Origin of the sequence: Citrobacter freundii ATCC 8090 = MTCC 1658 = NBRC 12681 (assembly GCF_011064845.1) — a bacterium.
Classification (GTDB): Bacteria; Pseudomonadota; Gammaproteobacteria; order Enterobacterales; family Enterobacteriaceae; genus Citrobacter; species Citrobacter freundii.
In genome coordinates this window covers 3,882,453-3,905,829 of sequence record NZ_CP049015.1, presented here as the reverse complement: position 1 = coordinate 3,905,829, position 23,377 = coordinate 3,882,453, and the positions used below count along the sequence as shown (strand labels likewise).

Sequence of the window (23,377 nt, the reverse complement as noted above, 5' to 3'; positions counted from 1 at the left end):
CCATCAGGCATTGCTATGTTGCCGGATGTCGCCTTATCCGGCCTACTGTATTGAAATTTCAGGATATTCCAATGAATCAAATCGACCGACTGCTCGGTATTATGCAGCGCCTGCGCGACCCGGAGAACGGCTGTCCGTGGGACAAAGAGCAGACATTCGCCACTATTGCTCCTTATACCCTCGAAGAAACTTATGAAGTGCTGGACGCGATTGCGCGAGAAGACTTCGACGACCTGCGTGGAGAGTTGGGGGATCTGCTGTTCCAGGTGGTGTTTTACGCCCAGATGGCTCAGGAAGAAGGGCGCTTCAACTTTGATGATATTTGCGCTGCGATAAGCGATAAGCTTGAACGCCGCCACCCGCATGTTTTTGCTGATGTTTCTGCCAGTAACAGCACCGAGGTGCTTACCCGTTGGGAGCAAATCAAAACCGAAGAACGTGCTGAGAAGGCGCAGCATTCCGCGCTCGACGATATTCCCCGTAGTTTACCGGCATTAATGCGCGCCCAAAAAATCCAGAAACGCTGCTCAAATGTTGGCTTCGACTGGAAAACATTAGGACCGGTTGTCGACAAGGTTTACGAAGAGATCGACGAAGTCATGTTTGAGGCGAAGCAGGCTGTTGTCGACCAGGCTAAACTGGAGGAGGAAATGGGCGATCTGCTGTTTGCCACGGTCAATATGGCCCGGCATTTAGGCACTAAAGCAGAGACCGCATTGCAGAAAGCGAACGAGAAGTTTGAGCGGCGTTTTCGTGAGGTTGAGCGAATTGTGGCGGCTCGAGGTCTGGAAATGACTGGTGTTGATCTGGAAACTATGGAAGAAGTCTGGCAACAGGTAAAACGGCAGGAAATTGATCTCTAAGGGATTTCGTCGGTCAAGGGCGATTTGTGTGATTTTTTAAATAACAAGCGCTTGATTTACGTCAAAAACATTTACCCCAAAGGGGCTATTTTCTCACTCCCGATGTTAATGTGAGCCTGGTGAAGAGGAGGAATAATGAAAGTTTGTGGCGCTCGTCATGTTCGGGTATACTACTTTCCCGTCTTGGTAATTCCATCGTTTCACCCTAACTTCTCAGGTCCAGCATGACAACGAACTATATTTTTGTGACCGGCGGGGTCGTATCCTCTCTGGGAAAAGGCATTGCCGCAGCCTCCCTGGCAGCCATTCTTGAAGCCCGTGGCCTCAATGTAACCATGATGAAACTGGATCCGTACATCAACGTCGATCCAGGTACTATGAGCCCAATCCAACACGGGGAAGTGTTCGTTACCGAAGACGGCGCTGAAACCGACCTGGACCTGGGTCACTATGAGCGCTTCATTCGTACCAAAATGAGCCGCCGCAACAACTTCACTACCGGTCGTATCTACTCCGACGTTCTGCGTAAAGAACGCCGTGGCGACTACCTGGGCGCGACCGTTCAGGTTATCCCGCACATCACGAATGCCATTAAAGAGCGAGTTCTGGAAGGCGGTGAAGGTCATGATGTTGTTCTGGTCGAAATCGGCGGAACCGTTGGGGATATCGAATCTCTGCCGTTCCTTGAAGCGATTCGCCAGATGGCCGTAGAAATTGGTCGCGAGCACACGCTGTTTATGCATCTGACGCTGGTTCCGTACATGGCGGCGGCAGGTGAAGTCAAAACTAAACCGACCCAGCACTCTGTAAAAGAGCTGCTTTCTATCGGTATTCAGCCAGATATCCTGATTTGCCGCTCCGATCGCGCAGTTCCGGCTAATGAACGTGCAAAAATTGCATTGTTCTGTAACGTTCCGGAAAAAGCGGTGATTTCTCTGAAAGATGTCGATTCCATCTATAAAATCCCGGGCCTGTTGAAATCTCAGGGCCTTGACGATTATATTTGTAAACGATTCAGCTTGAACTGTCCGGAAGCTAATCTGTCAGAATGGGAACAGGTTATCTACGAAGAAGCGAATCCGGCAGGCGAAGTGACTATCGGTATGGTCGGCAAGTACATTGAACTGCCGGATGCCTATAAATCAGTTATCGAAGCGCTGAAGCATGGCGGTCTGAAGAATCGTGTCACCGTCAATATCAAGCTGATCGATTCACAAGATGTCGAAACGCGTGGCGTTGAGATCCTGAAAGGTCTTGATGCAATCCTGATCCCTGGCGGCTTCGGCTACCGTGGTGTTGAAGGTAAAATCGCGACGGCGCGCTTTGCGCGTGAGAACAATATTCCTTATCTGGGCATTTGCCTGGGTATGCAGGTTGCGTTGATTGAGTTTGCACGTAACGTAGTGGGTATGGACAACGCCAACTCCACGGAATTTGTGCCAGACTGTAAGTACCCGGTGGTGGCCCTGATTACCGAATGGCGCGATGAAGACGGCAACGTCGAAGTCCGTACCGAGAAGAGCGATCTGGGCGGCACTATGCGTCTTGGTGCGCAGCAGTGTCAGTTGAGCGACGATAGCCTGGTTCGTCAACTGTACGGTGCGCCGACAATTGTTGAACGCCACCGCCACCGTTACGAAGTCAACAATATGCTGTTGAAACAGATTGAAGCTGCGGGTCTGCGTATTGCAGGCCGTTCCGGTGATGATCAGTTGGTCGAGATCATTGAGGTACCGAATCATCCGTGGTTCGTGGCCTGTCAGTTCCACCCGGAATTTACTTCCACGCCACGTGATGGGCACCCGCTGTTTGCCGGCTTTGTGAAAGCCGCCAGTGAACATCAGAAGCGTCAGGCGAAGTAAGAAGTAAATAAGTTAGAACGGCAATGCACCCATCAGGGTGCATTGTTTGTCTGGAGTTTTAGTTTAACTTGTACTGAGGAAAATCTAATGTCCAAAATCGTTAAAATCATCGGTCGTGAAATCATCGACTCCCGTGGTAACCCGACTGTTGAAGCCGAAGTACACCTGGAAGGTGGTTTCGTTGGTATGGCAGCAGCTCCGTCAGGTGCTTCTACTGGTTCCCGCGAAGCACTGGAACTGCGCGATGGCGACAAATCCCGTTTCATGGGTAAAGGCGTACTGAAAGCTGTTGCAGCTGTTAACGGCCCAATTGCTCAGGCTCTGCTGGGTAAAGATGCTAAAGATCAGGCTGGCATCGACAAGATCATGATCGATCTGGACGGTACTGAAAACAAATCCAACTTCGGTGCAAACGCCATCCTGGCTGTGTCCCTGGCGAACGCCAAAGCAGCAGCTGCTGCTAAAGGCCTGCCGCTGTATGCACACATCGCTGAACTGAACGGTACTCCGGGTAAATACTCCATGCCGGTTCCGATGATGAACATCATCAACGGTGGTGAGCACGCTGACAACAACGTCGACATCCAGGAATTCATGATTCAGCCGGTTGGCGCTAAGACTCTGAAAGAAGCCGTTCGTATGGGTTCTGAAGTGTTCCACAACCTGGCTAAAGTTCTGAAAGCTAAAGGTATGAACACTGCAGTTGGTGACGAAGGCGGCTACGCGCCGAACCTGGGTTCCAACGCTGAAGCTCTGGCTGTAATCGCTGAAGCGGTTAAAGCAGCTGGCTACGAGCTGGGCAAAGACATCACTCTGGCGATGGACTGTGCAGCTTCTGAATTCTACAAAGACGGTAAATACGTTCTGGCTGGCGAAGGCAACAAAGCGTTCACCTCCGAAGAATTCACTCACTTCCTGGAAGAACTGACCAAACAGTACCCGATCGTGTCCATCGAAGATGGTCTGGACGAGTCTGACTGGGACGGTTTCGCATACCAGACTAAAGTACTGGGCGACAAAATCCAGCTGGTTGGTGACGATCTGTTCGTAACCAACACCAAGATCCTGAAAGAAGGCATCGAAAAAGGCATCGTTAACTCCATCCTGATCAAATTCAACCAGATCGGTTCTCTGACCGAAACTCTGGCTGCGATCAAAATGGCGAAAGATGCTGGCTACACCGCTGTCATCTCTCACCGTTCTGGCGAAACTGAAGATGCTACCATCGCTGACCTGGCTGTTGGTACCGCTGCAGGCCAGATCAAAACTGGTTCTATGAGCCGTTCTGACCGCGTTGCTAAGTACAACCAGCTGATTCGTATCGAAGAAGCTCTGGGTGAACAAGCACCGTACAACGGTCGTAAAGAGATCAAAGGTCAGGCGTAATCCTGTTCTTTAACTCTTAACGTAAAAACCCGCTGCGGCGGGTTTTTTTATGCTTTTAAAGCAGTAGAGGAAGTGTTGCGCTGGCGGTTTGCTGGCTCACATCACTATACTTTTCATCCAGCGCAATCAGCGACGTGGTGAGAAGTTCTACCAACAGCATCACACCCACCTTGGCGTTTAGCGCACCAGCACTCAACGGACCTTCTGGTTTGGCTGCGACCAGTTGAATATCGCTCAGCGAGGCCAGCGGACTGCGCGGCGTATTACTCAGCGCCAGTACGCGCACGCCTTGCTTACGCGCCAGTTTCACGACATGCAGCAGATCGCGCGTGGAGCCTGAACTGGAGATCGCTACCACGAGCGTATTTTTGCTAAGCGTAGTGGCATTCATGGCTGCGCGGTGCATGTCGCTGAACAGTTGCGCGGGTTTGCCGAGGCGCAGGAGTTTGTAATGTAAATACTCCCCCAGAATAGCGCTGGCCGCTACGCCATAAATCTGTACCGACTGAGCCTGATGTAGCGCCAGAGCGGCGGATTCCAGTAATGTCCTGTCGAGTAACTTTGCTGTGTCCTGCAGCGCTTGCACGGATTCATTGACCACATTGTCAATTTCATCCCCGCTGTGCTCTACCGGCTGTCCTTGCTGGAGATCGAGAGCCAGCGCCATTTTGAATTCGTTATAACCCTTACACCCAAGCGTGCGGCACAGACGTGTGACGCTCGCCTCGCTGGTGTCGCTTTCACGCGCCAGTTCGGTAATCGTCAGGTAGACAACTTTTGCCGGATCACTAAGCACAAACTCTCCCAGCTTCTGCTGTGTTCGGCTATATCCGTCAACGCCCTGGCGCAATCTCAGCAGCAGGTTTTCATTTTCTGACATGCAAAATCCTTAATGCGTTTCTCTGCTGATAGTGTGGCGGAAAGCAGGGGAGAGATGCCAGTCATTTTAAAAAAGTATGATCGGCTTCCTGGTTTTTGATGATAATTTTCATTTATAAAAATAATTATGGTAAAAATTTTCATCATTAATCGGGGAGATGAAAAAATGATGCAAATGTTTAGCGGCGCCTCATCGGGCGCATGGTTTGAAAAGGCACAGCGGTTCGGCAAATCGTTCATGCTGCCGATTGCGGTACTGCCCGCTGCGGGGCTGTTGCTAGGGATTGGCGGCGCACTGTCGAATCCAAACACATTGACGGCGTATCCGTTTTTGGACGTTGACTGGTTACAGGCAATCTTCACGATCATGACCAGCGCAGGTTCTATTGTGTTTGCCAACCTGTCGGTGCTTTTTGCGGTGGGTGTGGCAGTAGGACTGGCGAAAACGGATAAAGGCACCGCCGGGCTTGCTGCATTGCTGGCATTTCTGGTGATGAACGCCACCATCAACGCTTTATTGACACTCAACGGAACGCTGGCGCACGAGAATCCCGGTGCCGTAGGCCAGGGGATGACGCTGGGTATTCAGACGCTGGAAACAGGCGTATTTGGTGGGGTGGTGATTGGGCTTGTCACCTGCGCGCTGCATAGCCGTTTCAATAAAGTCTCGCTGCCTCAGTTCCTTGGTTTCTTCAGCGGTTCGCGCTTTGTGCCGATTATTAGCTCCCTTGCCGCGATTGTAGTGGGTGCGGTCATGACGGTGGTTTGGCCGCATTTCCAGAAACTCATTTTTGGACTGGGTGGTCTGGTGGATGCGACCGGTTATCTGGGTACGCTGTTGTACGGCTTCATCCTGCGTATGCTTGGCCCACTGGGGTTACACCATATCTTTTATTTACCGTTCTGGACCACAGCGCTTGGCGGGAGTGAAATCGTCAACGGCCAGTTGGTTGAAGGCACGCAGCGTATTTTCTTCGCGCAACTTGCCGATCCGAATACGCAGCAGTTCTATGCGGGCACCTCGCGCTTTATGTCCGGGCGCTTTATCACCATGATGTTTGGCCTGCTTGGCGCATGTCTTGCGATGTACCATACTGCCAAACCAGAGAACAGAAAGCTTGTCGCCGGACTGCTGTTGTCTGCGGCCCTGACCTCTTTCCTGACGGGGATCACTGAGCCTATCGAGTTCTCCTTCCTGTTTGTCGCACCTGTGTTATACGTCATTCACGCCTTCTTCGATGGTCTGGCGTTTATGATGGCACATATTTTACATATCACCATCGGGCAAACCTTTTCGGGTGGGCTTATCGATTTCCTCCTCTTCGGTGTGCTACAGGGGGAAGCTAAAACCAACTGGATGTACGTCCCTATGGTGGGGATCCCGTGGTTCTTCCTTTACTACTTCACCTTCCGCTATTTGATTAACCGCTTTAACTGGTTGACGCCTGGTCGTGAAAACGCAGCACCGACTGAATCCGGCCTGCCGCAAAGTGAGCGTGCTGCGGCTGTGATTGCCGGACTGGGAGGTAAAGAGAATCTGGAAGAGGTGGACTGTTGCGCCACACGTCTGCGCGTGACGGTAAAAGAGAGTAGCAAGGTCGATGAAGCGGCGCTGAAAGCGACCGGAGCGCGTGGCGTAATTATTCGCGGCAACGGGGTTCAGGTGATTTATGGCCCGCATGTCACCATCATCAAAAACGAAGTCGAAGAGATCTTATCGTAATGAAAACTGTACTGGATTCCCTGAAAGGTAAATTAATCGTCTCCTGCCAGGCGCTGGAAAATGAGCCCCTGCACAGTCCGTTTATTATGTCGCGTATGGCGCTGGCGGCAGCGCAGGGAGGTGCTGTAGGTATTCGTGCGAACAGCGTGGTGGACATTCGCGCGATCAAAGAGAGCGTCTCCCTGCCGGTGATTGGGATTATCAAGCGCGATTATCCGGGTAGCGATGTGTTTATCACGGCCACCCTCAAGGAAGTGGATGAGCTAATGACCGTTGAGCCGGAGATTATTGCTCTGGATGCGACAGCGCGCCCGCGCCCAGGAGGACAAACGCTGGAAGAATTAGTTATGCAAATCCGCGCTCGCTACCCGTCTGTGCTGCTGATGGCGGATATCGCCACCATAGACGAAGCGGTGACAGCTGAGCGTCTGGGTTTTGACTGCGTGGGCACCACGCTCTACGGCTATACCGCTGACACTGCCGGGCATGTGCTGGCGGAAAACGACTGCGGTTTTTTACGTGAGGTATTGGCGGCGGTCAGCGTACCTGTCGTGGCAGAAGGAAACGTCGATACTCCGGAACGTGCCGCACGATGCCTGGAATTAGGTGCCCATACCGTGGTGGTTGGTGGCGCGATCACGCGTCCGCAGCAGATAACGGCACGCTTTGTCGCGGCGATCGCCTCGTAAAGCATCGATGGGGCATGATACTTTGGCGGGGATCTGCGATAATTATCGTTTATCCCCATATTGAGAGCGCTATGCAGTACCCGATTAACGAGATGTTCCAGACCCTGCAAGGTGAGGGTTACTTTACCGGCGTCCCCGCCATTTTTATTCGTTTACAGGGATGCCCGGTTGGCTGTGCCTGGTGCGATACCAAACACACCTGGGATAAGCTTGAGGATCGGGAAGTCTCCCTGTACAGCATCCTGGCCAAGACCAAAGAAAGCGACAAATGGGGGGCGGCGAGCAGTGAGGATCTGCTGGCGGTCATTTCGCGTCAGGGGTATACCGCCCGTCACGTGGTGATCACCGGCGGCGAGCCCTGCATTCATGACCTGATGCCGCTGACTGACCTGCTGGAAAAGAACGGCTTTAGCTGCCAGATTGAAACCAGTGGTACCCACGAAGTACGCTGTACGCCGAATACCTGGGTGACCGTATCGCCGAAGGTAAATATGCGTGGCGGTTATGATGTGCTGTCGCAGGCGCTGGAGCGCGCGAATGAAATCAAACATCCGGTTGGTCGCGTTCGCGATATTGAAGCGCTGGATGAACTGCTGGCGACGTTGAGCGACGACAAACCACGAATCATCGCCTTACAGCCAATCAGCCAGAAAGAAGATGCGACGCGTTTGTGTATTGATACCTGTATTGCGCGCAACTGGCGTCTGTCGATGCAAACCCATAAATATCTGAATATTGCCTGATAACTGTGCCGGGAGCGTTTCGCTTACCCGGCCAGAGTTTGTTGCTTGTTGCAGGCCGGATAAGACGCATTGCCATCCGGCAAGCCTACAATCACTCGCCGCGGTACACGCAGCCTGCTGTGCAGGTTTCTTTCACCATTACAGCACTTAGCAGAGGGACCACAGGTTTAATCTGATCCCAAATCCATTTGGCCAGCACTTCACTGGTTGGATTTTCTAAGCCAGGAATATCGTTCAAATAGTAGTGATCGAGTCTGTCGTAAGTCGGCTTAAACGCGGCTTTTAACTCAGCAAAATCCATGATCCAACCGGTATGCGGATCGACTTCACCGGTAATTTCAAGACGCACCATAAATGAGTGACCATGCAGGCGGCCACACTTATGCCCTTCCGGTACGTGCGGCAGGCGGTGAGCGGCTTCGAAGGTGAAATCTTTAAACAAGGTGGTGGACATTATTTACTCTCAAGAATGCGAAAAACCGCCGTAGGGTACCGTAAAGCACAATTTTTATCATTAGTTAAAAGGGCGCTAAGCATCAGAACGTCATATTTACACTGTTAATGTTTAATAACTATTTAAATATCATATAGTTATTAAATCGTTTTTGTCGTTAATGACTATAACTAAAACAGGTTAGTCCATTTGGTTATTTGTTATTTCTATCCCTTCTTTAATTGTTACTATCCCCGCCGTTAACCTTATCTTCAGTTTGGGTTTTATTGCTGAAATCCGCTTTGCTTACTGGAACATGACAACGCATGACGACACAGGCCCCACCTTCCGCTCTGCTACCGCTAAACCCGGAGCAACTGGCACGCCTTCAGGCAGCCACGACCGATTTCACTCCCGCACAGCTTGCGTGGGTTTCTGGCTATTTTTGGGGCGTGCTGAATCAGCAGCCTGGTAGCAATGCAGTGGCGCTTGCGCCTGTCGCTGAAATGCCAGGCATTACGCTTATCTCCGCCTCGCAAACCGGTAATGCGCGTCGTGTGGCGGAAGCCCTGCGCGATGATCTGATCGCCGCGAAGCTCAACGTCACTCTGATCAACGCTGGCGACTATAAATTCAAACAAATCGCCAATGAAAAACTGCTGATCGTGGTGGCGTCGACGCAAGGGGAAGGTGAACCGGCGGAAGAAGCTGTGGCGTTGCATAAATTCCTGTTCTCGAAAAAAGCGCCAAAGCTCAATAACACCGCTTTTGCCGTGTTTGGTCTTGGCGACACCTCCTATGAGTTTTTCTGTCAGTCAGGAAAAGACTTCGATGCGAAACTGGCCGAGCTGGGCGGTGAACGTCTGCTCGACCGCGTCGATGCCGACGTGGAATACCAGGCCGCCGCCGCGCAGTGGCGTGCCCGTTTGGTTGATGTCCTGAAAGCACGTGCGCCTGCGGTACCGTCTGTGCAAGTTGCCGCGAGCGGTGCAGTAAATGAAGTACACACCAGTCCGTACACCAAAGAAGCGCCGCTGACGGCGTCGCTTGCGGTGAATCAGAAAATTACCGGCCGTAATTCGGAAAAAGATGTCCGCCATATCGAAATCGACCTTGGCGATTCCGGTCTGCGCTATCAGCCGGGCGACGCGCTGGGCGTGTGGTATCAGAACGACCCGGCGCTGGTCAAAGAGCTGGTTGAACTGCTGTGGCTGAAAGGTGATGAACCGGTGACGGTTGAAGGCAAAACCTTGTCGCTCGCTGAAGCGTTGCAGTGGCATTTCGAGCTGACGGTGAATACCGGCAATATCGTGGAGAACTATGCCACCTTAACCCGCAGCGAAACATTGCTGCCGTTAGTGGGTGACAAAGCACAGTTGCAGCATTATGCCGCCACCACGCCCATCGTCGATATGGTGCGCTTTTCCCCGGCGCAACTGGATGCTCAGGCGTTAGTTGATCTTCTGCGTCCGTTGACGCCGCGTTTGTACTCCATTGCCTCTTCTCAGGCGGAAGTGGAAAGCGAAGTGCACGTCACCGTGGGCGTGGTGCGTTATGAAATAGAAGGTCGCGCCCGTGCTGGTGGTGCTTCCAGTTTCCTCGCCGACCGCGTGGAAGAAGAAGGTGAAGTCCGCGTGTTCATTGAACACAACGACAATTTCCGCCTGCCGTCAAACCCGCAGACGCCGGTGATTATGATTGGCCCGGGTACGGGAATTGCACCGTTCCGTGCTTTCATGCAGCAGCGTGCGGCTGATGGAGCCGAAGGCAAAAACTGGCTGTTTTTCGGTAACCCGCACTTTACCGAAGATTTCCTGTATCAGGTGGAATGGCAGCGTTACGTCAAAGAGGGCGTACTGAGCCGTATCGATCTCGCCTGGTCCCGCGATCAAAAAGAAAAAGTCTACGTACAAGATAAACTGCGCCAACAGGGCGCGGAACTGTGGCGCTGGATTAACGACGGTGCCCACATTTATGTCTGCGGCGATGCCAATCGTATGGCGAAAGACGTTGAGCAGGCGTTGTTGGAAGTGATTGCCGAATTCGGTGGTATGGATATCGAAGCGGCGGATGAATTTTTAAGTGAGCTGCGCATTGAGCGCCGTTATCAGCGAGATGTCTACTAATGAGCGAAAAACATCCAGGACCATTGGTGGTCGAAGGCAAACTGTCCGACGCTGAGCGTATGAAGCTGGAAAGCAACTATCTGCGCGGTACCATTGCCGAAGATTTAAACGACGGCCTGACCGGCGGGTTTAAAGGCGACAACTTCTTGCTGATCCGTTTTCACGGTATGTACCAGCAGGACGACCGCGATATTCGCGCCGAACGTGCCGAGCAAAAGCTGGAGCCGCGTCACGCGATGCTGCTGCGCTGTCGTCTGCCGGGTGGAGTGATCACCACCAAACAGTGGCAGGCGATCGACAAGTTCGCCCATGACAACACTATTTACGGCAGCATTCGTCTGACCAACCGTCAGACCTTCCAGTTTCACGGCATTCTGAAGAAGAACGTTAAACCGGTACACCAAATGCTGCACTCCGTCGGCCTGGACGCACTGGCGACCGCCAACGATATGAACCGTAACGTGCTGTGTACCTCCAACCCGTATGAATCTGAGCTGCACGCCGAAGCCTACGAGTGGGCGAAAAAGATCTCCGAACATCTGCTGCCGCGCACCCGCGCCTATGCAGAGATCTGGCTTGATCAGGAAAAAGTTGCGACCACTGACGAGGAGCCGATCCTCGGTCAAACCTATCTGCCGCGTAAGTTTAAAACCACGGTGGTGATCCCACCGCAGAACGACATCGATCTGCATGCCAACGACATGAACTTCGTGGCGATTGCGGAAAACGGCAAGCTGGTGGGCTTTAACCTGCTGGTGGGCGGCGGTTTGTCCATTGAGCATGGCAATAAGAAAACTTACGCCCGGACGGCAAGCGAATTTGGTTATCTGCCGCTTGAGCATACACTGGCCGTGGCGGAAGCGGTGGTGACGACTCAGCGTGACTGGGGTAACCGTACCGATCGTAAAAACGCCAAAACCAAATACACGCTGGAACGCGTAGGCGTTGAGACCTTTAAAGCTGAAGTTGAGCGCCGCGCGGGGATCAAGTTTGAGCCTATCCGCCCGTACGAGTTCACCGGTCGCGGCGATCGTATCGGCTGGGTGAAAGGGATCGACAATAAATGGCATCTGACGCTGTTTATTGAAAACGGCCGTATCCTGGATTATCCGGGCCGTCCGTTGAAAACCGGTCTGCTTGAGATCGCGAAGATCCACAAAGGTGAGTTCCGTATTACCGCGAACCAGAACCTGATCATTGCAGGTGTTCCTGAGAGTGAAAAGGCGAAGATCGAGAAGATTGCGCAGAAGAGTGGCTTAATGAATGCGGTCACTCCGCAGCGTGAAAACTCGATGGCCTGCGTGTCGTTCCCAACCTGCCCGCTGGCGATGGCTGAGGCCGAGCGCTTCCTGCCAACGTTTATCGACAACATCGACACGCTGATGGCGAAGCACAGCCTGAGTGATGAAAATATTGTCATGCGTGTGACTGGCTGCCCGAACGGTTGCGGCCGCGCGATGCTGGCGGAAGTTGGTCTGGTGGGGAAAGCGCCCGGACGTTACAACCTCCATTTAGGGGGCAACCGTATTGGAACTCGCATTCCCCGGATGTTTAAAGAGAACATCACCGAGCCGGAAATTCTGGCATCGCTGGATGAACTGATTGGGCGCTGGGCGAAAGAGCGCGAAGCGGGTGAAGGCTTCGGTGACTTTACGGTGCGTGCGGGCATTATTCGCCCGGTGCTCGATCCTGCCCGGGATTTCTGGGAATAATGTGAAATTGACTTATCGGGTCTGCTGAATCGGCAGACCTGATAAACGCAGCGCCATCAGGCAAGGCAAACAGTGAGGAACTTATGTCCAAACTCGATCTCAACGCGTTGAACGAACTGCCGAAAGTTGAACGCGTTATGGCGTTGGCGCAAACCAACGACCAACTGGAAAAATTGAGCGCCGAGGATCGCGTGGCGTGGGCGCTGGAAAACCTGCCTGGCGAATATGTACTGTCATCAAGTTTTGGTATTCAGGCGGCAGTGAGCCTGCACCTGGTAAATCAGGTTCGCCCGGAGATCCCGGTGATCCTCACCGATACCGGTTATCTGTTCCCGGAAACCTACCAGTTTATTGACGAGTTAACGGACAAGCTCAAGCTTAATCTGCAAGTCTACCGGGCGAAGGAAAGTGCGGCCTGGCAGGAAGCGCGCTATGGCAAACTGTGGGAGCAGGGCGTTGAGGGCATTGAAAAATACAATGACATCAACAAAGTCGAGCCGATGAACCGGGCGCTACAGGAACTCGACGCGCAAACCTGGTTTGCCGGTCTGCGCCGTGAGCAATCGGGCAGTCGTGCGCATTTACCGGTGCTGGCTATTCAGCGTGGTGTGTTTAAAGTTCTGCCGATCATCGACTGGGACAACCGTACGGTTTACCAGTATCTGCAAAAGCATGGTCTGAAGTACCATCCACTGTGGGATCAGGGCTATCTGTCAGTCGGCGATACCCATACCACCCGCAAATGGGAGCCGGGAATGGCGGAAGAAGAGACGCGGTTCTTTGGGCTGAAAAGAGAGTGCGGGCTGCACGAAGGCTAACTGTTAAAAGCCCGGTAACGTTTACTTATTACCGGGCTTCTTCTTCAGGATTTACCTGCTTTCGCCAGTTCTTTTACCAGCGGCAGCATAATGCGTACTACGTCGCGGCTACGGCGCTCTATCCGGCCCGGTAAGGCTTTATCGATATGCTGCTGGTTATCCAGTCGCACATCATGCCAGCTGTTGCCAGACGGGAACGAGGCGCTTTTGGCGCGCTGTTGGTAGCCATCTTTCTTGCCCAGGTTCCAGTTGGTCGCTTCAACGGAGAGCACAGCAATACCCGCGTCGTCGAAGACCTCCGCATCGTTACAACATCCTGTTCCCTTCGGATAGTCTTTGTTCAGGCCTGGATTGGTGCTGGCTACAATGCCGCGACTATGCGCGATAGCCAGTGCCCGGTCGCGCGTTAGTTTTCGCACCGCTTCCGGGGTTTTCTTACCGCTGTTGAAATAGAGCTTATCACCGACAATCAGGTTATCGAGGTTGATAACCAGCAGCGTGTTTTTCTTCTCGGCGGCGCTCATTCGCTTCAGGATGTTCTCCGCGCCCAGTTTGCCTTCTTCCTCGCCGCTGGTGGCGATAAATCGGATGCCGTACTGCGTCGGCACGTCTTTGAGTTTTTCCGCCAGTTCCAGCATCACGCCAACACCTGCGGCGTTGTCGTCGATCCCTTGCAGGGTTAATCCACCCAGATTGGCATCTGAATCGGCATCGCTTTGTGCAGCGTAGGTGTCGAGATGCGCCATAATAATAATCTGCTGCGGCGCTTTACCTTCATGTGCTGCAATAACGGTGCTTCCTGTTACGTTATGCCAGTTTTTACGGTTATTTTTGGCGGTATAAACATAACGGCTATTAAACGTCCGAATATCACTGCTGTAGCCCATCTGCTGAAATTGCTGACGTATATAATCAGCAGATAACATTTCAGCCGGAGATCCCGTCACGCGGCCCGGGAAAAACGTTGCGATATATCGAGCCTGGGTATTTGCGATATCGCCAGGTTTGGAGGATGTTGCCTGTGCAGGAAGGATAAAACACGCGCCGAGCGCCATGGCAGCAATAAGGTGGCGCGTTGCGGAAAACATAATGAGTCCTTAAATACCAAGCAGAAATTTTCAGCCGCTAGTATGAAACTGTGATCGAGGTAAAACAATTTCATTTGCTCCTAAATGCCCGAAATCCGGTAGCTTAAGCACTTTTTGATATTTGCTTTTCCGGATCGTTATTCCTTTGAGGAACTACTCATTCCAATTCGTAATTTCATTCGCCCTCTTGCCCTCCCTATAGTCAGGTTATCTGAGCATCGTTAGCAAAATAACGGCATTACATAGGAACGGTTATGGATCAAAAACGACTTACCCACCTGCGGCAACTGGAAGCGGAAAGCATCCATATCATTCGTGAGGTGGCCGCCGAGTTTTCTAATCCGGTGATGATGTATTCCATCGGCAAAGATTCCAGCGTAATGCTGCATCTGGCGCGTAAAGCGTTTTATCCAGGCACGCTGCCGTTCCCATTACTGCACGTTGATACCGGCTGGAAATTCAGCGAAATGTACGCGTTTCGTGACCGTACGGCGAAAGCCTACGGCTGCGAACTGCTGGTGCATAAAAACCCGGAAGGGATGGCGATGGGCATCAACCCGTTCGTTCACGGCAGCGCCAAGCATACCGACATTATGAAAACCGAAGGGCTGAAGCAGGCGCTCAATAAATACGGTTTTGATGCCGCGTTTGGCGGTGCTCGTCGTGACGAAGAGAAATCACGTGCCAAAGAGCGTATTTACTCTTTCCGCGATCGTTTTCATCGCTGGGATCCTAAAAATCAGCGCCCGGAGCTGTGGCACAACTACAACGGACAAATTAACAAAGGCGAAAGTATTCGCGTCTTTCCGCTCTCCAACTGGACCGAACAGGATATCTGGCAGTACATCTGGCTGGAAAATATCGACATCGTGCCACTGTATCTGGCGGCGGAGCGTCCGGTGCTTGAACGCGACGGCATGTTGATGATGATTGATGACGACAGAATCGATCTGCAACCCGGGGAAGTGATTAAAAAACGCATGGTACGTTTCCGTACGCTCGGCTGCTGGCCGCTGACGGGCGCGGTGGAATCGAATGCGCAGACGCTGCCGGAAATTATCGAAGAGATGCTGGTCTCAACCACCAGTGAACGTCAGGGCCGCGTGATTGACCGCGACCAGGCGGGCTCCATGGAGCTGAAGAAACGTCAGGGGTATTTCTAAGGAGCCGCCATGAATACGACACTTGCACAACAAATTGCTAATGAAGGCGGCGTTGAAGCCTGGATGGTTGCCCAGCAACACAAAAGTCTGCTGCGCTTTTTAACCTGCGGTAGCGTGGATGACGGGAAAAGCACCCTGATTGGTCGCCTGCTGCACGACACGCGTCAGATTTATGAAGACCAGCTTTCATCGCTGCACAATGACAGTAAACGTCACGGCACTCAGGGCGAAAAGCTTGATCTGGCGTTATTGGTTGACGGCTTACAGGCCGAGCGCGAGCAGGGCATCACCATCGACGTGGCTTACCGTTATTTCTCTACCGAGAAGCGCAAATTTATTATTGCGGACACTCCCGGGCATGAACAGTACACCCGTAACATGGCGACCGGTGCGTCGACCTGCGACCTGGCGATCCTATTGATCGATGCGCGTAAAGGTGTGCTGGATCAGACTCGTCGTCACAGCTTTATCTCCACGCTGCTTGGGATCAAACACCTGGTGGTGGCGATCAACAAAATGGATCTGGTGGACTTTAGCGAAGAGACATTTAATCGCATTCGCGAAGACTATCTTACTTTTGCTGAACAACTTCCGGGTAACCTGGATATCCGGTTTGTGCCGCTCTCTGCGCTGGAAGGCGATAACGTGGCTTCGCAAAGCGCCAGTATGCCGTGGTACAGCGGTCCGACGCTGCTGGAAGTGCTGGAAACCGTTGAGATCCAGCGCAGTATTGATACTCAGCCGATGCGCTTCCCGGTGCAGTATGTGAACCGACCGAATCTGGATTTTCGTGGTTATGCCGGAACGCTGGCCTCCGGTAGCGTGAAGGTCGGGCAGCGCGTCAAAGTGCTGCCGTCCGGCGTTGAGTCCAGCGTAGCGCGGATCGTGACCTTTGATGGCGATTTACAGGAAGCGCATGCAGGTGAAGCGATCACCCTGGTGCTGAAAGATGAGATCGATATCAGCCGGGGTGACCTGTTACTTGATGCCGGTGAGGCGTTGCCGGCGGTTCAAAGCGCTGCCATTGATGTGGTTTGGATGGCGGAACAACCGCTGTCGCCTGGACAAAGCTACGACATCAAAGTCGCAGGCAAGAAGACCCGCGCACGCGTTGATAGCGTGCAATATCAGGTCGATATAAACAACCTGACCCAACGTGACGTTGAAGCGCTACCGCTAAACGGCATCGGTCTGGTTAATCTGACCTTTGATGAGCCGCTGGTGCTGGATACCTATCAGCAGAACCCGGTGACGGGCGGGCTGATAATTATTGACCGCCTGACCAACGTTACCGTTGGCGCGGGACTGGTGCGTGAGCCACTTGTTCAGGAGCACGCCGCGGCTTCTCAGTTCAGCGCGTTTGAGCTGGAGCTTAATGCACTGGTGCGTCGCCACTTCCCACACTGGGGTGCGCGCGATCTGCTGGGAGGAAAATAATGGCGCTGCATGACGAAAACGTCGTCTGGCATGCCCATCCTGTTACACCGCAACAGCGGGAACAACGCCACGGCCATCGTGGTGTTGTACTGTGGTTTACCGGGTTGTCTGGTTCCGGTAAATCCACGGTAGCAGGGGCGCTTGAAGAAGCGTTGCATAAGCTGGGGGTGAGTACTTATCTCTTGGATGGCGATAACGTGCGTCACGGCTTGTGCAGCGATCTTGGATTTAGTGATGCCGATCGTAAGGAGAATATTCGCCGGGTTGGTGAAGTGGCTAACCTGATGGTGGATGCGGGACTTGTGGTGTTGACCGCCTTTATCTCACCGCATCGCGCTGAGCGCAAAATGGTTCGTGAGCGAGTTGGCGAAGGGCGTTTTATTGAAGTTTTTGTCGATACGCCATTAGCAACGTGTGAAGCACGCGATCCAAAAGGTCTGTATAAAAAAGCGCGGGCGGGTGAGTTACGCAATTTCACCGGAATTGATTCGGTATACGAAGCGCCTGAATCGCCAGAGATTCATCTTGATGGTGAACAATTGGTAACAAATTTGGTACCCCAATTATTAGACCTGCTGAGGCAGGAAGATATTATCAGATCCTGAGACACCCGAGCTCACATGCCCGGTCAGTCACGGTCACAGGATTAGATATGCGTAACAGCCATAACATTACTATTACAGAGTCAGATACCTTCGCCGCCGACGACGAAACCACCTGGTCACTACCGGGGGCCGTGGTCGGTTTTATCGCGTGGTTGTTGGCGCTGGGATTCCCGTGTCTGATGTATGGCCCTAATACACTGTTTTTCTTCATTTATACCTGGCCCTTTTTCCTCGCATTGCTGCCCGTGGCGATTGTCGCGGGTATTGCCTTGCACTCGCTATTGAAGGGGAGGTTGCTGCTGAGCATTACCTGTACCCTGCTGGTGGTTGGGGCGATGTTTGGCGCACTATTTTTATGGTTATTGGGTTAGGCAAACGCCTTTTTTTAACAATCGCCGACGTTGTTCACTCTCTGGTCATAATTCAAACCGTAACCAACAATGAGATTATGTTCTCCTTACACGGGGTATACGTAACAACGGGCAAATGTGGTACATTTGCCCGCGTTGTCGCGGCATTCCCGACCGTTGATGTAAAGTTGTCTGCGGAAGTTATGGGATATTAATGCCGTTTTTCAGGGGGCAGGATGGGTAAACTAACGCTGCTGTTGCTGGCTTTATTAGTCTGGCTGCAGTATTCGCTGTGGTTCGGTAAGAACGGCATACATGACTATAGTCGCGTCAACGATGATGTTGCTGCGCAGCAAGCTACAAACGCGAAACTTAAAGCGCGTAACGATCAGCTCTTTGCCGAAATTGACGATCTCAATGGCGGACAAGAGGCTATTGAGGAGCGTGCGCGCAACGAACTCAGTATGACTAAGCCGGGCGAAACCTTTTATCGTCTGGTGCCTGACGCGTCTAAACGCGCTCAGACTGCAGGGCAAAACAATCGATAAACCGTCCAGGGATTTAACATGGCAGCCACTTTATTGGACGTTTGCGCCGTGGTGCCGGCTGCCGGGTTTGGCCGCCGAATGCAAACAGAGTGTCCTAAGCAGTACCTCTCTATTGGCAATAAAACCATTCTTGAACACTCGGTTGATGCGCTGCTGGCTCATCCCCGGGTGACGCGAGTCGTCATCGCTATCAGCCCAGGCGACAGTCGCTTTGCCCAACTTCCACTTGCTGCGCACCCGCAAATTACGGTGGTGGATGGCGGCAACGAGCGTGCCGATTCTGTCCTTGCCGGTTTGCAAGCCGCAGGGGAGGCCCGTTGGGTGCTGGTGCATGACGCCGCGCGTCCGTGCCTGCACCAGGATGATTTGGCCCGTTTGCTGGCAATCAGCGAGTCCAGCCGTACCGGCGGGATACTTGCCGCACCGGTACGCGACACAATGAAACGCGCGGAGCCGGGGCGAACAGACATCGCCCATACGGTCGATCGCACCGATTTATGGCATGCGTTGACGCCGCAGTTTTTCCCGCGCGAGTTATTGCACGATTGCCTGACACGTGCACTCAACGAAGGTGCAACTATTACAGACGAAGCTTCGGCGCTGGAATATTGCGGCTTTCATCCGCAGCTGGTCGAAGGACGTGCTGACAACATCAAAGTCACCCGCCCGGAAGATCTGGCGCTGGCGGAATTTTATCTGACCCGAACTATCTAGATACATCATCCTTCAGGCTGCCTGGAGGACGCTGTGTATATCAGGAGAAGGCATAATGCGAATTGGACACGGTTTCGACGTACACGCTTTTGGAGGAGTTGGCCCAATTATCATTGGTGGTGTGCGCATCCCATATGAAAAAGGATTGCTGGCGCATTCTGATGGTGACGTGGCGTTACACGCGTTAACCGATGCTCTGCTGGGCGCGGCTGCGCTGGGGGATATCGGTAAGCTATTCCCGGACACCGACCCGGCCTTTAAAGGTGCAGATAGTCGTGAATTATTGCGTGAAGCCTGGCGGCGTATTCAGGCCAAAGGCTATACGCTTGGTAATGTGGATGTGACAATTATTGCCCAGGCGCCGAAGATGCTGCCGCACATTCCACAAATGCGTGTGTTTATTGCCGAAGACCTCGGCTGCCATATGGATGATGTTAACGTGAAAGCGACCACCACGGAAAAACTCGGTTTTACCGGGCGTGGGGAAGGGATTGCCTGTGAAGCGGTGGCGTTACTCATTAAGGCAACGAAATGACTGCGTTTGAAGATCTGACGTATCTCCATGGCAAACCACAAGGCCATGGCGTTCTGAAAGCGAATCCGGAAGACTTTGTCGTCGTCGAAGATTTAGGCTTCGAACCCGATGGCGAAGGCGAGCACATTTTGGTGCGTATCCTGAAAAACGGTTGTAACACCCGTTTTGTGGCTGACGCACTGGCGAAATTCCTGAAAATTCATGCCCGCGAAGTGAGCTTTGCTGGCCAGAAAGACAAGCATGCGGTCACGGAACAGTGGCTGTGTGCGCGTGTGCCGGGCAATGCGATGCCTGATTTAAGCAAATTTGAGCTTGAAGGCTGTAAAGTGCTGGAGTACGCGCGCCACAAGCGTAAGCTGCGTTTAGGGGCGCTGAAAGGCAACGAATTTACGCTGGTGTTGCGTGAAGTGAGCGAGCGAAATGATGTTGAAGCGCGTTTGCAGGCAATTAACGAGCGCGGCGTACCGAACTATTTTGGCGCTCAGCGTTTTGGTATCGGCGGCAGCAACCTGCAAGGGGCGCTGCGCTGGGCGCAAAGCGATGCGCCGGTGCGCGATCGCAATAAACGCAGTTTTTGGTTGTCGGCGGCCCGTAGCGCGTTGTTTAATCAGATAGTCAGTGAACGCCTGAAAAAAACAGACTTTAATCAAGTTGTTGACGGCGATGCGCTACAATTATCGGGGCGCGGAAGCTGGTTTGTCGCTACACAGGAAGAACAAACTGAATTACAGCGTCGCGTCGATGAGAAAGAATTGATGATTACAGCGGCATTGCCGGGCAGCGGTGAGTGGGGAACTCAACGCGACGCGCTGGCGTTTGAAGAAGCCGCTGTTGCTGATGAAACCGCGCTGCAGTCTCTGTTATTGCGCGAGAAAGTCGACGCGTCGCGTCGCGCTATGTTGCTGTATCCACAACAATTAAGCTGGAACTGGTGGGATGACGTAACCGTTGAGTTACGTTTCTGGCTACCGGCAGGTAGCTTCGCCACCAGTGTTGTAAGGGAACTTATTAACACAATGGGTGATTATGCGTATATTGCTGAGTAACGATGATGGGGTTCACGCACCCGGTATACAAACGCTGGCGAAAGCGCTGCGTGAGTTTGCTGACGTACAGGTGGTTGCCCCGGATCGTAACCGCAGTGGCGCGTCCAACTCGCTGACGCTGGAATCCTCACTTCGCACGTTCACCTATGATAACGGTGATATCGCCGTACAAATGGGTACACCTACCGATTGCGTCTATCTGGGCGTTAACGCATTAATGCGTCCGCGTCCGGACATTGTTGTGTCTGGTATTAACGCAGGTCCTAATCTCGGCGATGATGTTATCTATTCCGGTACCGTTGCGGCGGCGATGGAAGGTCGTCACCTGGGCTTCCCTGCGCTGGCTGTCTCACTTGATGGGCATAAACACTACGATACTGCTGCCGCAGTAACCTGCCGTATCTTACGGGCGCTGAGTCGTGAACCGCTGCGCACCGGGCGCATTTTGAATATCAACGTGCCGGATTTACCGCTGGATCAGATTAAAGGTATCCGCGTTACCCGCTGCGGTAGTCGCCATCCTGCAGATCAGGTGATACCACAGCAGGACCCGCGCGGTAATACGCTGTACTGGATCGGGCCACCGGGCGAAAAGTGCGACGCCGGACCGGATACTGATTTTGCCGCCGTCGATGAAGGCTATGTTTCCATCACGCCGCTGCATGTCGATTTAACCGCATACGGCGCGCATGAAGTTGTTTCTGACTGGTTAGACAGCGTGGGAGCCGACACGCAATGGTAAGCAGACGCGTACACACTCTTCTTGAACAATTACGTGCGCAGGGCATCAGAGATGAGCTTGTTCTCGATGCACTTGCCGCCGTGCCGCGTGAAAAATTCATTGATGAGGCGTTTGAACATAAGGCCTGGGACAATATTGCCCTGCCGATTGGTCAGGGGCAGACGATTTCGCAGCCCTATATGGTTGCGCGGATGACCGAGCTGCTGGAGTTAACGCCACAGTCCCGGGTGCTGGAAATTGGTACTGGCTCTGGCTACCAAACGGCGATTCTGGCGCACCTGGTGCACCATGTGTGCTCTGTTGAGCGCATTAAAGGTTTGCAGTGGCAGGCGCGTCGTCGACTTAAACAGCTTGATTTACATAATGTTTCTACCCGTCATGGTGATGGATGGCAAGGCTGGCAAGCGCGAGCCCCGTTTGACGCTATCATTGTTACGGCAGCGCCGCCTGAGATCCCAACCGCATTGATGATGCAGTTGGATGAAGGCGGCATTCTCGTCTTACCCGTGGGTGACGAGCACCAGTTTCTGAAACGGGTGCGTCGTCGGGGAGGCGAATTTATTATCGATACCGTGGAGGCCGTACGCTTCGTTCCCTTAGTAAAAGGGGAGCTTGCGTAGATACAGGCTCTGAATACCTGGAGTTTTCCTGGATATTCTGGAATTAGTAAGCGTATCGTGGTCACGTTTCCAGTGCCCAGTCCGATGCCTTGCACGGTGATTACGTCACTGGTTTTAACCAAATTTTCCTGGGGGATAAATGAGCGCGGGAAGCCACAAATTTACCGTTCGCCGCATTGCGGCATTGTCACTGGTTTCATTATGGCTGGCAGGTTGTTCAAATACCTCGAATCCACCTGCACCGGTCAGTTCGGTTGATGGCGGTGCATCAACGAACACCAATTCCGGTATGCTGATTACGCCTCCACCAAAAATGGGCTCGACGTCGACAGTACAGCAAACGCCGCAGATCCAGCCGGTGCAGCGTCCGACCACACAGTCAACACAGATCCAGCCTGTTGCGGAACAACCTGTGCAGATGGAAAACGGTCGTATTGTGTACAACCGTAAGTATGGGAACATTCCGAAAGGTAGCTATACGGGCGGCAGTACCTATACTGTTAAGAAAGGCGATACCCTTTTCTATATTGCCTGGATTACCGGGAACGATTTCCGTGATCTCGCACAACGCAATAACGTTCCGGCCCCGTATGGCCTGAATGTCGGTCAAACTCTGCAAGTGGGCAATGCGTCTGGCGCACCGATTACCGGTGGAAATGCCATCACCCAGGCGGATGCAGCACAGCAAGGAGTTGTGACCAACCCTGCACAAAATTCCACCGTTGCTGTTGCTTCGAAACCAACAATTACGTATTCTGAGGATTCAGGTGAACAAAGTGCTAATAAAATGTTGCCGAACAACAAGCCTGCTGGGACTGTGGTCACAGCGCCTGTAACGGCTCCGGCAGTTAGCGCAACCGAATCAACTGCAAGCTCAACGTCAACCAGCTCGCCAATCTCTACCTGGCGCTGGCCGACCGACGGCAAAGTGATCGAAAACTTTGCGGCTACCGAAGGTGGCAATAAAGGGATCGACATTGCAGGCAGCAAGGGACAGGCTATTGTCGCGACCGCAGATGGACGCGTCGTCTATGCCGGTAACGCGCTGCGTGGTTACGGTAATCTTATTATCATCAAACATAACGATGATTACCTGAGTGCCTACGCCCATAACGATACAATGCTGGTCCGGGAACAACAAGAAATCAAGGCGGGGCAGAAAATAGCTACCATGGGTAGTACCGGAACCAGTTCAACACGCTTGCATTTTGAAATTCGTTACAAGGGGAAATCCGTAAACCCGCTGCGTTATTTACCGCAGCGATAATTCGGCGGAACCAGGCTTTCACGTGCTA

The 23,377-nt window shown here is 52.8% G+C and carries 23 protein-coding genes; 20 read left to right on the top strand and 3 right to left on the bottom strand.

The window, feature by feature from the left end:
• Nucleotides 1-71 precede the first annotated feature (71 nt).
• From mazG to eno, 3 genes are all read left to right on the top strand, one after another.
• A complete protein-coding gene (gene mazG, locus G4551_RS18735) occupies nt 72-863 on the top strand; it encodes a nucleoside triphosphate pyrophosphohydrolase (protein WP_003840346.1) in 792 nt (263 codons plus the stop codon).
• Nucleotides 864-1,087: 224 nt separating this feature from the next.
• Nucleotides 1,088-2,725 (top strand): glutamine hydrolyzing CTP synthase, encoded by a 1,638-nt coding sequence (gene pyrG / locus G4551_RS18730; protein WP_003034127.1) that lies wholly within the window; start codon nt 1,088-1,090, stop codon nt 2,723-2,725.
• Between the two features lie 87 nt (nt 2,726-2,812).
• Nucleotides 2,813-4,111, top strand: a complete 1,299-nt coding sequence (gene eno, locus G4551_RS18725; RefSeq protein WP_003034129.1) for a phosphopyruvate hydratase — start codon at nt 2,813-2,815, stop codon at nt 4,109-4,111.
• Between the two features lie 55 nt (nt 4,112-4,166).
• Here eno and G4551_RS18720 read toward each other — a convergent pair whose 3' ends face one another.
• Nucleotides 4,167-4,991 (bottom strand): MurR/RpiR family transcriptional regulator, encoded by an 825-nt coding sequence (locus tag G4551_RS18720; RefSeq protein WP_003034131.1) that lies wholly within the window; start codon nt 4,989-4,991, stop codon nt 4,167-4,169.
• A 165-nt stretch (nt 4,992-5,156) separates the two neighbouring features.
• Between G4551_RS18720 and G4551_RS18715 the strand changes: the two genes are divergently transcribed.
• From G4551_RS18715 to queE, 3 genes are all read left to right on the top strand, one after another.
• Nucleotides 5,157-6,713 carry a maltose/glucose-specific PTS transporter subunit IIC gene (locus G4551_RS18715; RefSeq protein ID WP_003034134.1) on the top strand — a complete coding sequence of 519 codons (1,557 nt, stop codon included), beginning with the start codon at nt 5,157-5,159 and terminating at the stop codon, nt 6,711-6,713.
• Complete coding sequence (locus G4551_RS18710; RefSeq protein ID WP_003840340.1) at nt 6,713-7,402, top strand: N-acetylmannosamine-6-phosphate 2-epimerase; 690 nt, start codon at nt 6,713-6,715, stop codon at nt 7,400-7,402. Before G4551_RS18715 ends, G4551_RS18710 begins: the two co-directional genes overlap by 1 nt.
• A 71-nt stretch (nt 7,403-7,473) precedes the next feature.
• A complete protein-coding gene (gene queE / locus G4551_RS18705; RefSeq protein WP_003034139.1) occupies nt 7,474-8,145 on the top strand; it encodes a 7-carboxy-7-deazaguanine synthase QueE in 672 nt (223 codons plus the stop codon).
• Nucleotides 8,146-8,236: 91 nt separating this feature from the next.
• On the opposite strand, the gene queD is transcribed toward queE, so the two are convergent.
• Complete coding sequence (gene queD, locus G4551_RS18700) at nt 8,237-8,599, bottom strand: 6-carboxytetrahydropterin synthase QueD (protein ID WP_003034142.1); 363 nt, start codon at nt 8,597-8,599, stop codon at nt 8,237-8,239.
• Nucleotides 8,600-8,904: 305 nt separating this feature from the next.
• Here queD and cysJ point away from each other — a divergent pair, with 305 nt between their 5' ends.
• From cysJ to cysH, 3 genes are all read left to right on the top strand, one after another.
• A complete protein-coding gene (gene cysJ, locus G4551_RS18695; protein WP_003840337.1) occupies nt 8,905-10,704 on the top strand; it encodes an NADPH-dependent assimilatory sulfite reductase flavoprotein subunit in 1,800 nt (599 codons plus the stop codon).
• Nucleotides 10,704-12,416: an assimilatory sulfite reductase (NADPH) hemoprotein subunit gene (gene cysI, locus G4551_RS18690; RefSeq protein ID WP_003034148.1), complete on the top strand. Its 1,713-nt coding sequence runs from the start codon at nt 10,704-10,706 to the stop codon at nt 12,414-12,416. Before cysJ ends, cysI begins: the two co-directional genes overlap by 1 nt.
• Nucleotides 12,417-12,499: 83 nt before the next feature.
• Nucleotides 12,500-13,234: a phosphoadenosine phosphosulfate reductase gene (gene cysH / locus G4551_RS18685; protein ID WP_003840335.1), complete on the top strand. Its 735-nt coding sequence runs from the start codon at nt 12,500-12,502 to the stop codon at nt 13,232-13,234.
• A gap of 44 nt (nt 13,235-13,278) precedes the next feature.
• Here the strand turns inward: cysH and G4551_RS18680 are convergent, their stop codons facing one another.
• A complete protein-coding gene (locus tag G4551_RS18680) occupies nt 13,279-14,322 on the bottom strand; it encodes an aminopeptidase (protein WP_003034151.1) in 1,044 nt (347 codons plus the stop codon).
• Nucleotides 14,323-14,576: 254 nt separating this feature from the next.
• On the opposite strand from G4551_RS18680, the gene cysD reads away from it, so the two are divergent.
• From cysD to nlpD, 11 genes are all read left to right on the top strand, one after another.
• Complete coding sequence (gene cysD / locus G4551_RS18675; protein WP_003840333.1) at nt 14,577-15,485, top strand: sulfate adenylyltransferase subunit CysD; 909 nt, start codon at nt 14,577-14,579, stop codon at nt 15,483-15,485.
• Between the two features lie 9 nt (nt 15,486-15,494).
• Complete coding sequence (cysN, locus tag G4551_RS18670) at nt 15,495-16,922, top strand: sulfate adenylyltransferase subunit CysN (protein ID WP_003840331.1); 1,428 nt, start codon at nt 15,495-15,497, stop codon at nt 16,920-16,922.
• A complete protein-coding gene (gene cysC / locus G4551_RS18665; protein WP_003034157.1) occupies nt 16,922-17,527 on the top strand; it encodes an adenylyl-sulfate kinase in 606 nt (201 codons plus the stop codon). The genes cysN and cysC overlap by 1 nt, the downstream gene beginning before the upstream one ends.
• A 47-nt stretch (nt 17,528-17,574) precedes the next feature.
• The gene (locus G4551_RS18660; RefSeq protein WP_003034160.1) at nt 17,575-17,898 is read left to right on the top strand and encodes a DUF3561 family protein; all 324 of its coding nucleotides are present in this window, start codon (nt 17,575-17,577) and stop codon (nt 17,896-17,898) included.
• A gap of 215 nt (nt 17,899-18,113) precedes the next feature.
• On the top strand, nt 18,114-18,425 hold the full coding sequence (gene ftsB, locus G4551_RS18655; protein WP_003034163.1) for a cell division protein FtsB: 312 nt from the start codon (nt 18,114-18,116) through the stop codon (nt 18,423-18,425).
• 18 nt (nt 18,426-18,443) lie between these two features.
• Entirely contained in the window at nt 18,444-19,139 is a 696-nt protein-coding gene (gene ispD / locus G4551_RS18650; RefSeq protein WP_003840328.1) for a 2-C-methyl-D-erythritol 4-phosphate cytidylyltransferase, read from the top strand.
• Nucleotides 19,140-19,194: 55 nt separating this feature from the next.
• Complete coding sequence (gene ispF, locus G4551_RS18645) at nt 19,195-19,674, top strand: 2-C-methyl-D-erythritol 2,4-cyclodiphosphate synthase (protein ID WP_003034167.1); 480 nt, start codon at nt 19,195-19,197, stop codon at nt 19,672-19,674.
• Nucleotides 19,671-20,720 (top strand): tRNA pseudouridine(13) synthase TruD, encoded by a 1,050-nt coding sequence (truD, locus tag G4551_RS18640; protein ID WP_003840327.1) that lies wholly within the window; start codon nt 19,671-19,673, stop codon nt 20,718-20,720. The genes ispF and truD overlap by 4 nt, the downstream gene beginning before the upstream one ends.
• A complete protein-coding gene (gene surE, locus G4551_RS18635) occupies nt 20,701-21,462 on the top strand; it encodes a 5'/3'-nucleotidase SurE (RefSeq protein WP_003825728.1) in 762 nt (253 codons plus the stop codon). The genes truD and surE overlap by 20 nt, the downstream gene beginning before the upstream one ends.
• Nucleotides 21,456-22,082 carry a protein-L-isoaspartate(D-aspartate) O-methyltransferase gene (locus G4551_RS18630; protein WP_003034172.1) on the top strand — a complete coding sequence of 209 codons (627 nt, stop codon included), beginning with the start codon at nt 21,456-21,458 and terminating at the stop codon, nt 22,080-22,082. Before surE ends, G4551_RS18630 begins: the two co-directional genes overlap by 7 nt.
• A 184-nt stretch (nt 22,083-22,266) precedes the next feature.
• A complete protein-coding gene (nlpD, locus tag G4551_RS18625) occupies nt 22,267-23,349 on the top strand; it encodes a murein hydrolase activator NlpD (protein ID WP_223232897.1) in 1,083 nt (360 codons plus the stop codon).
• The last annotated feature ends 28 nt before the right edge of the window (nt 23,350-23,377 follow it).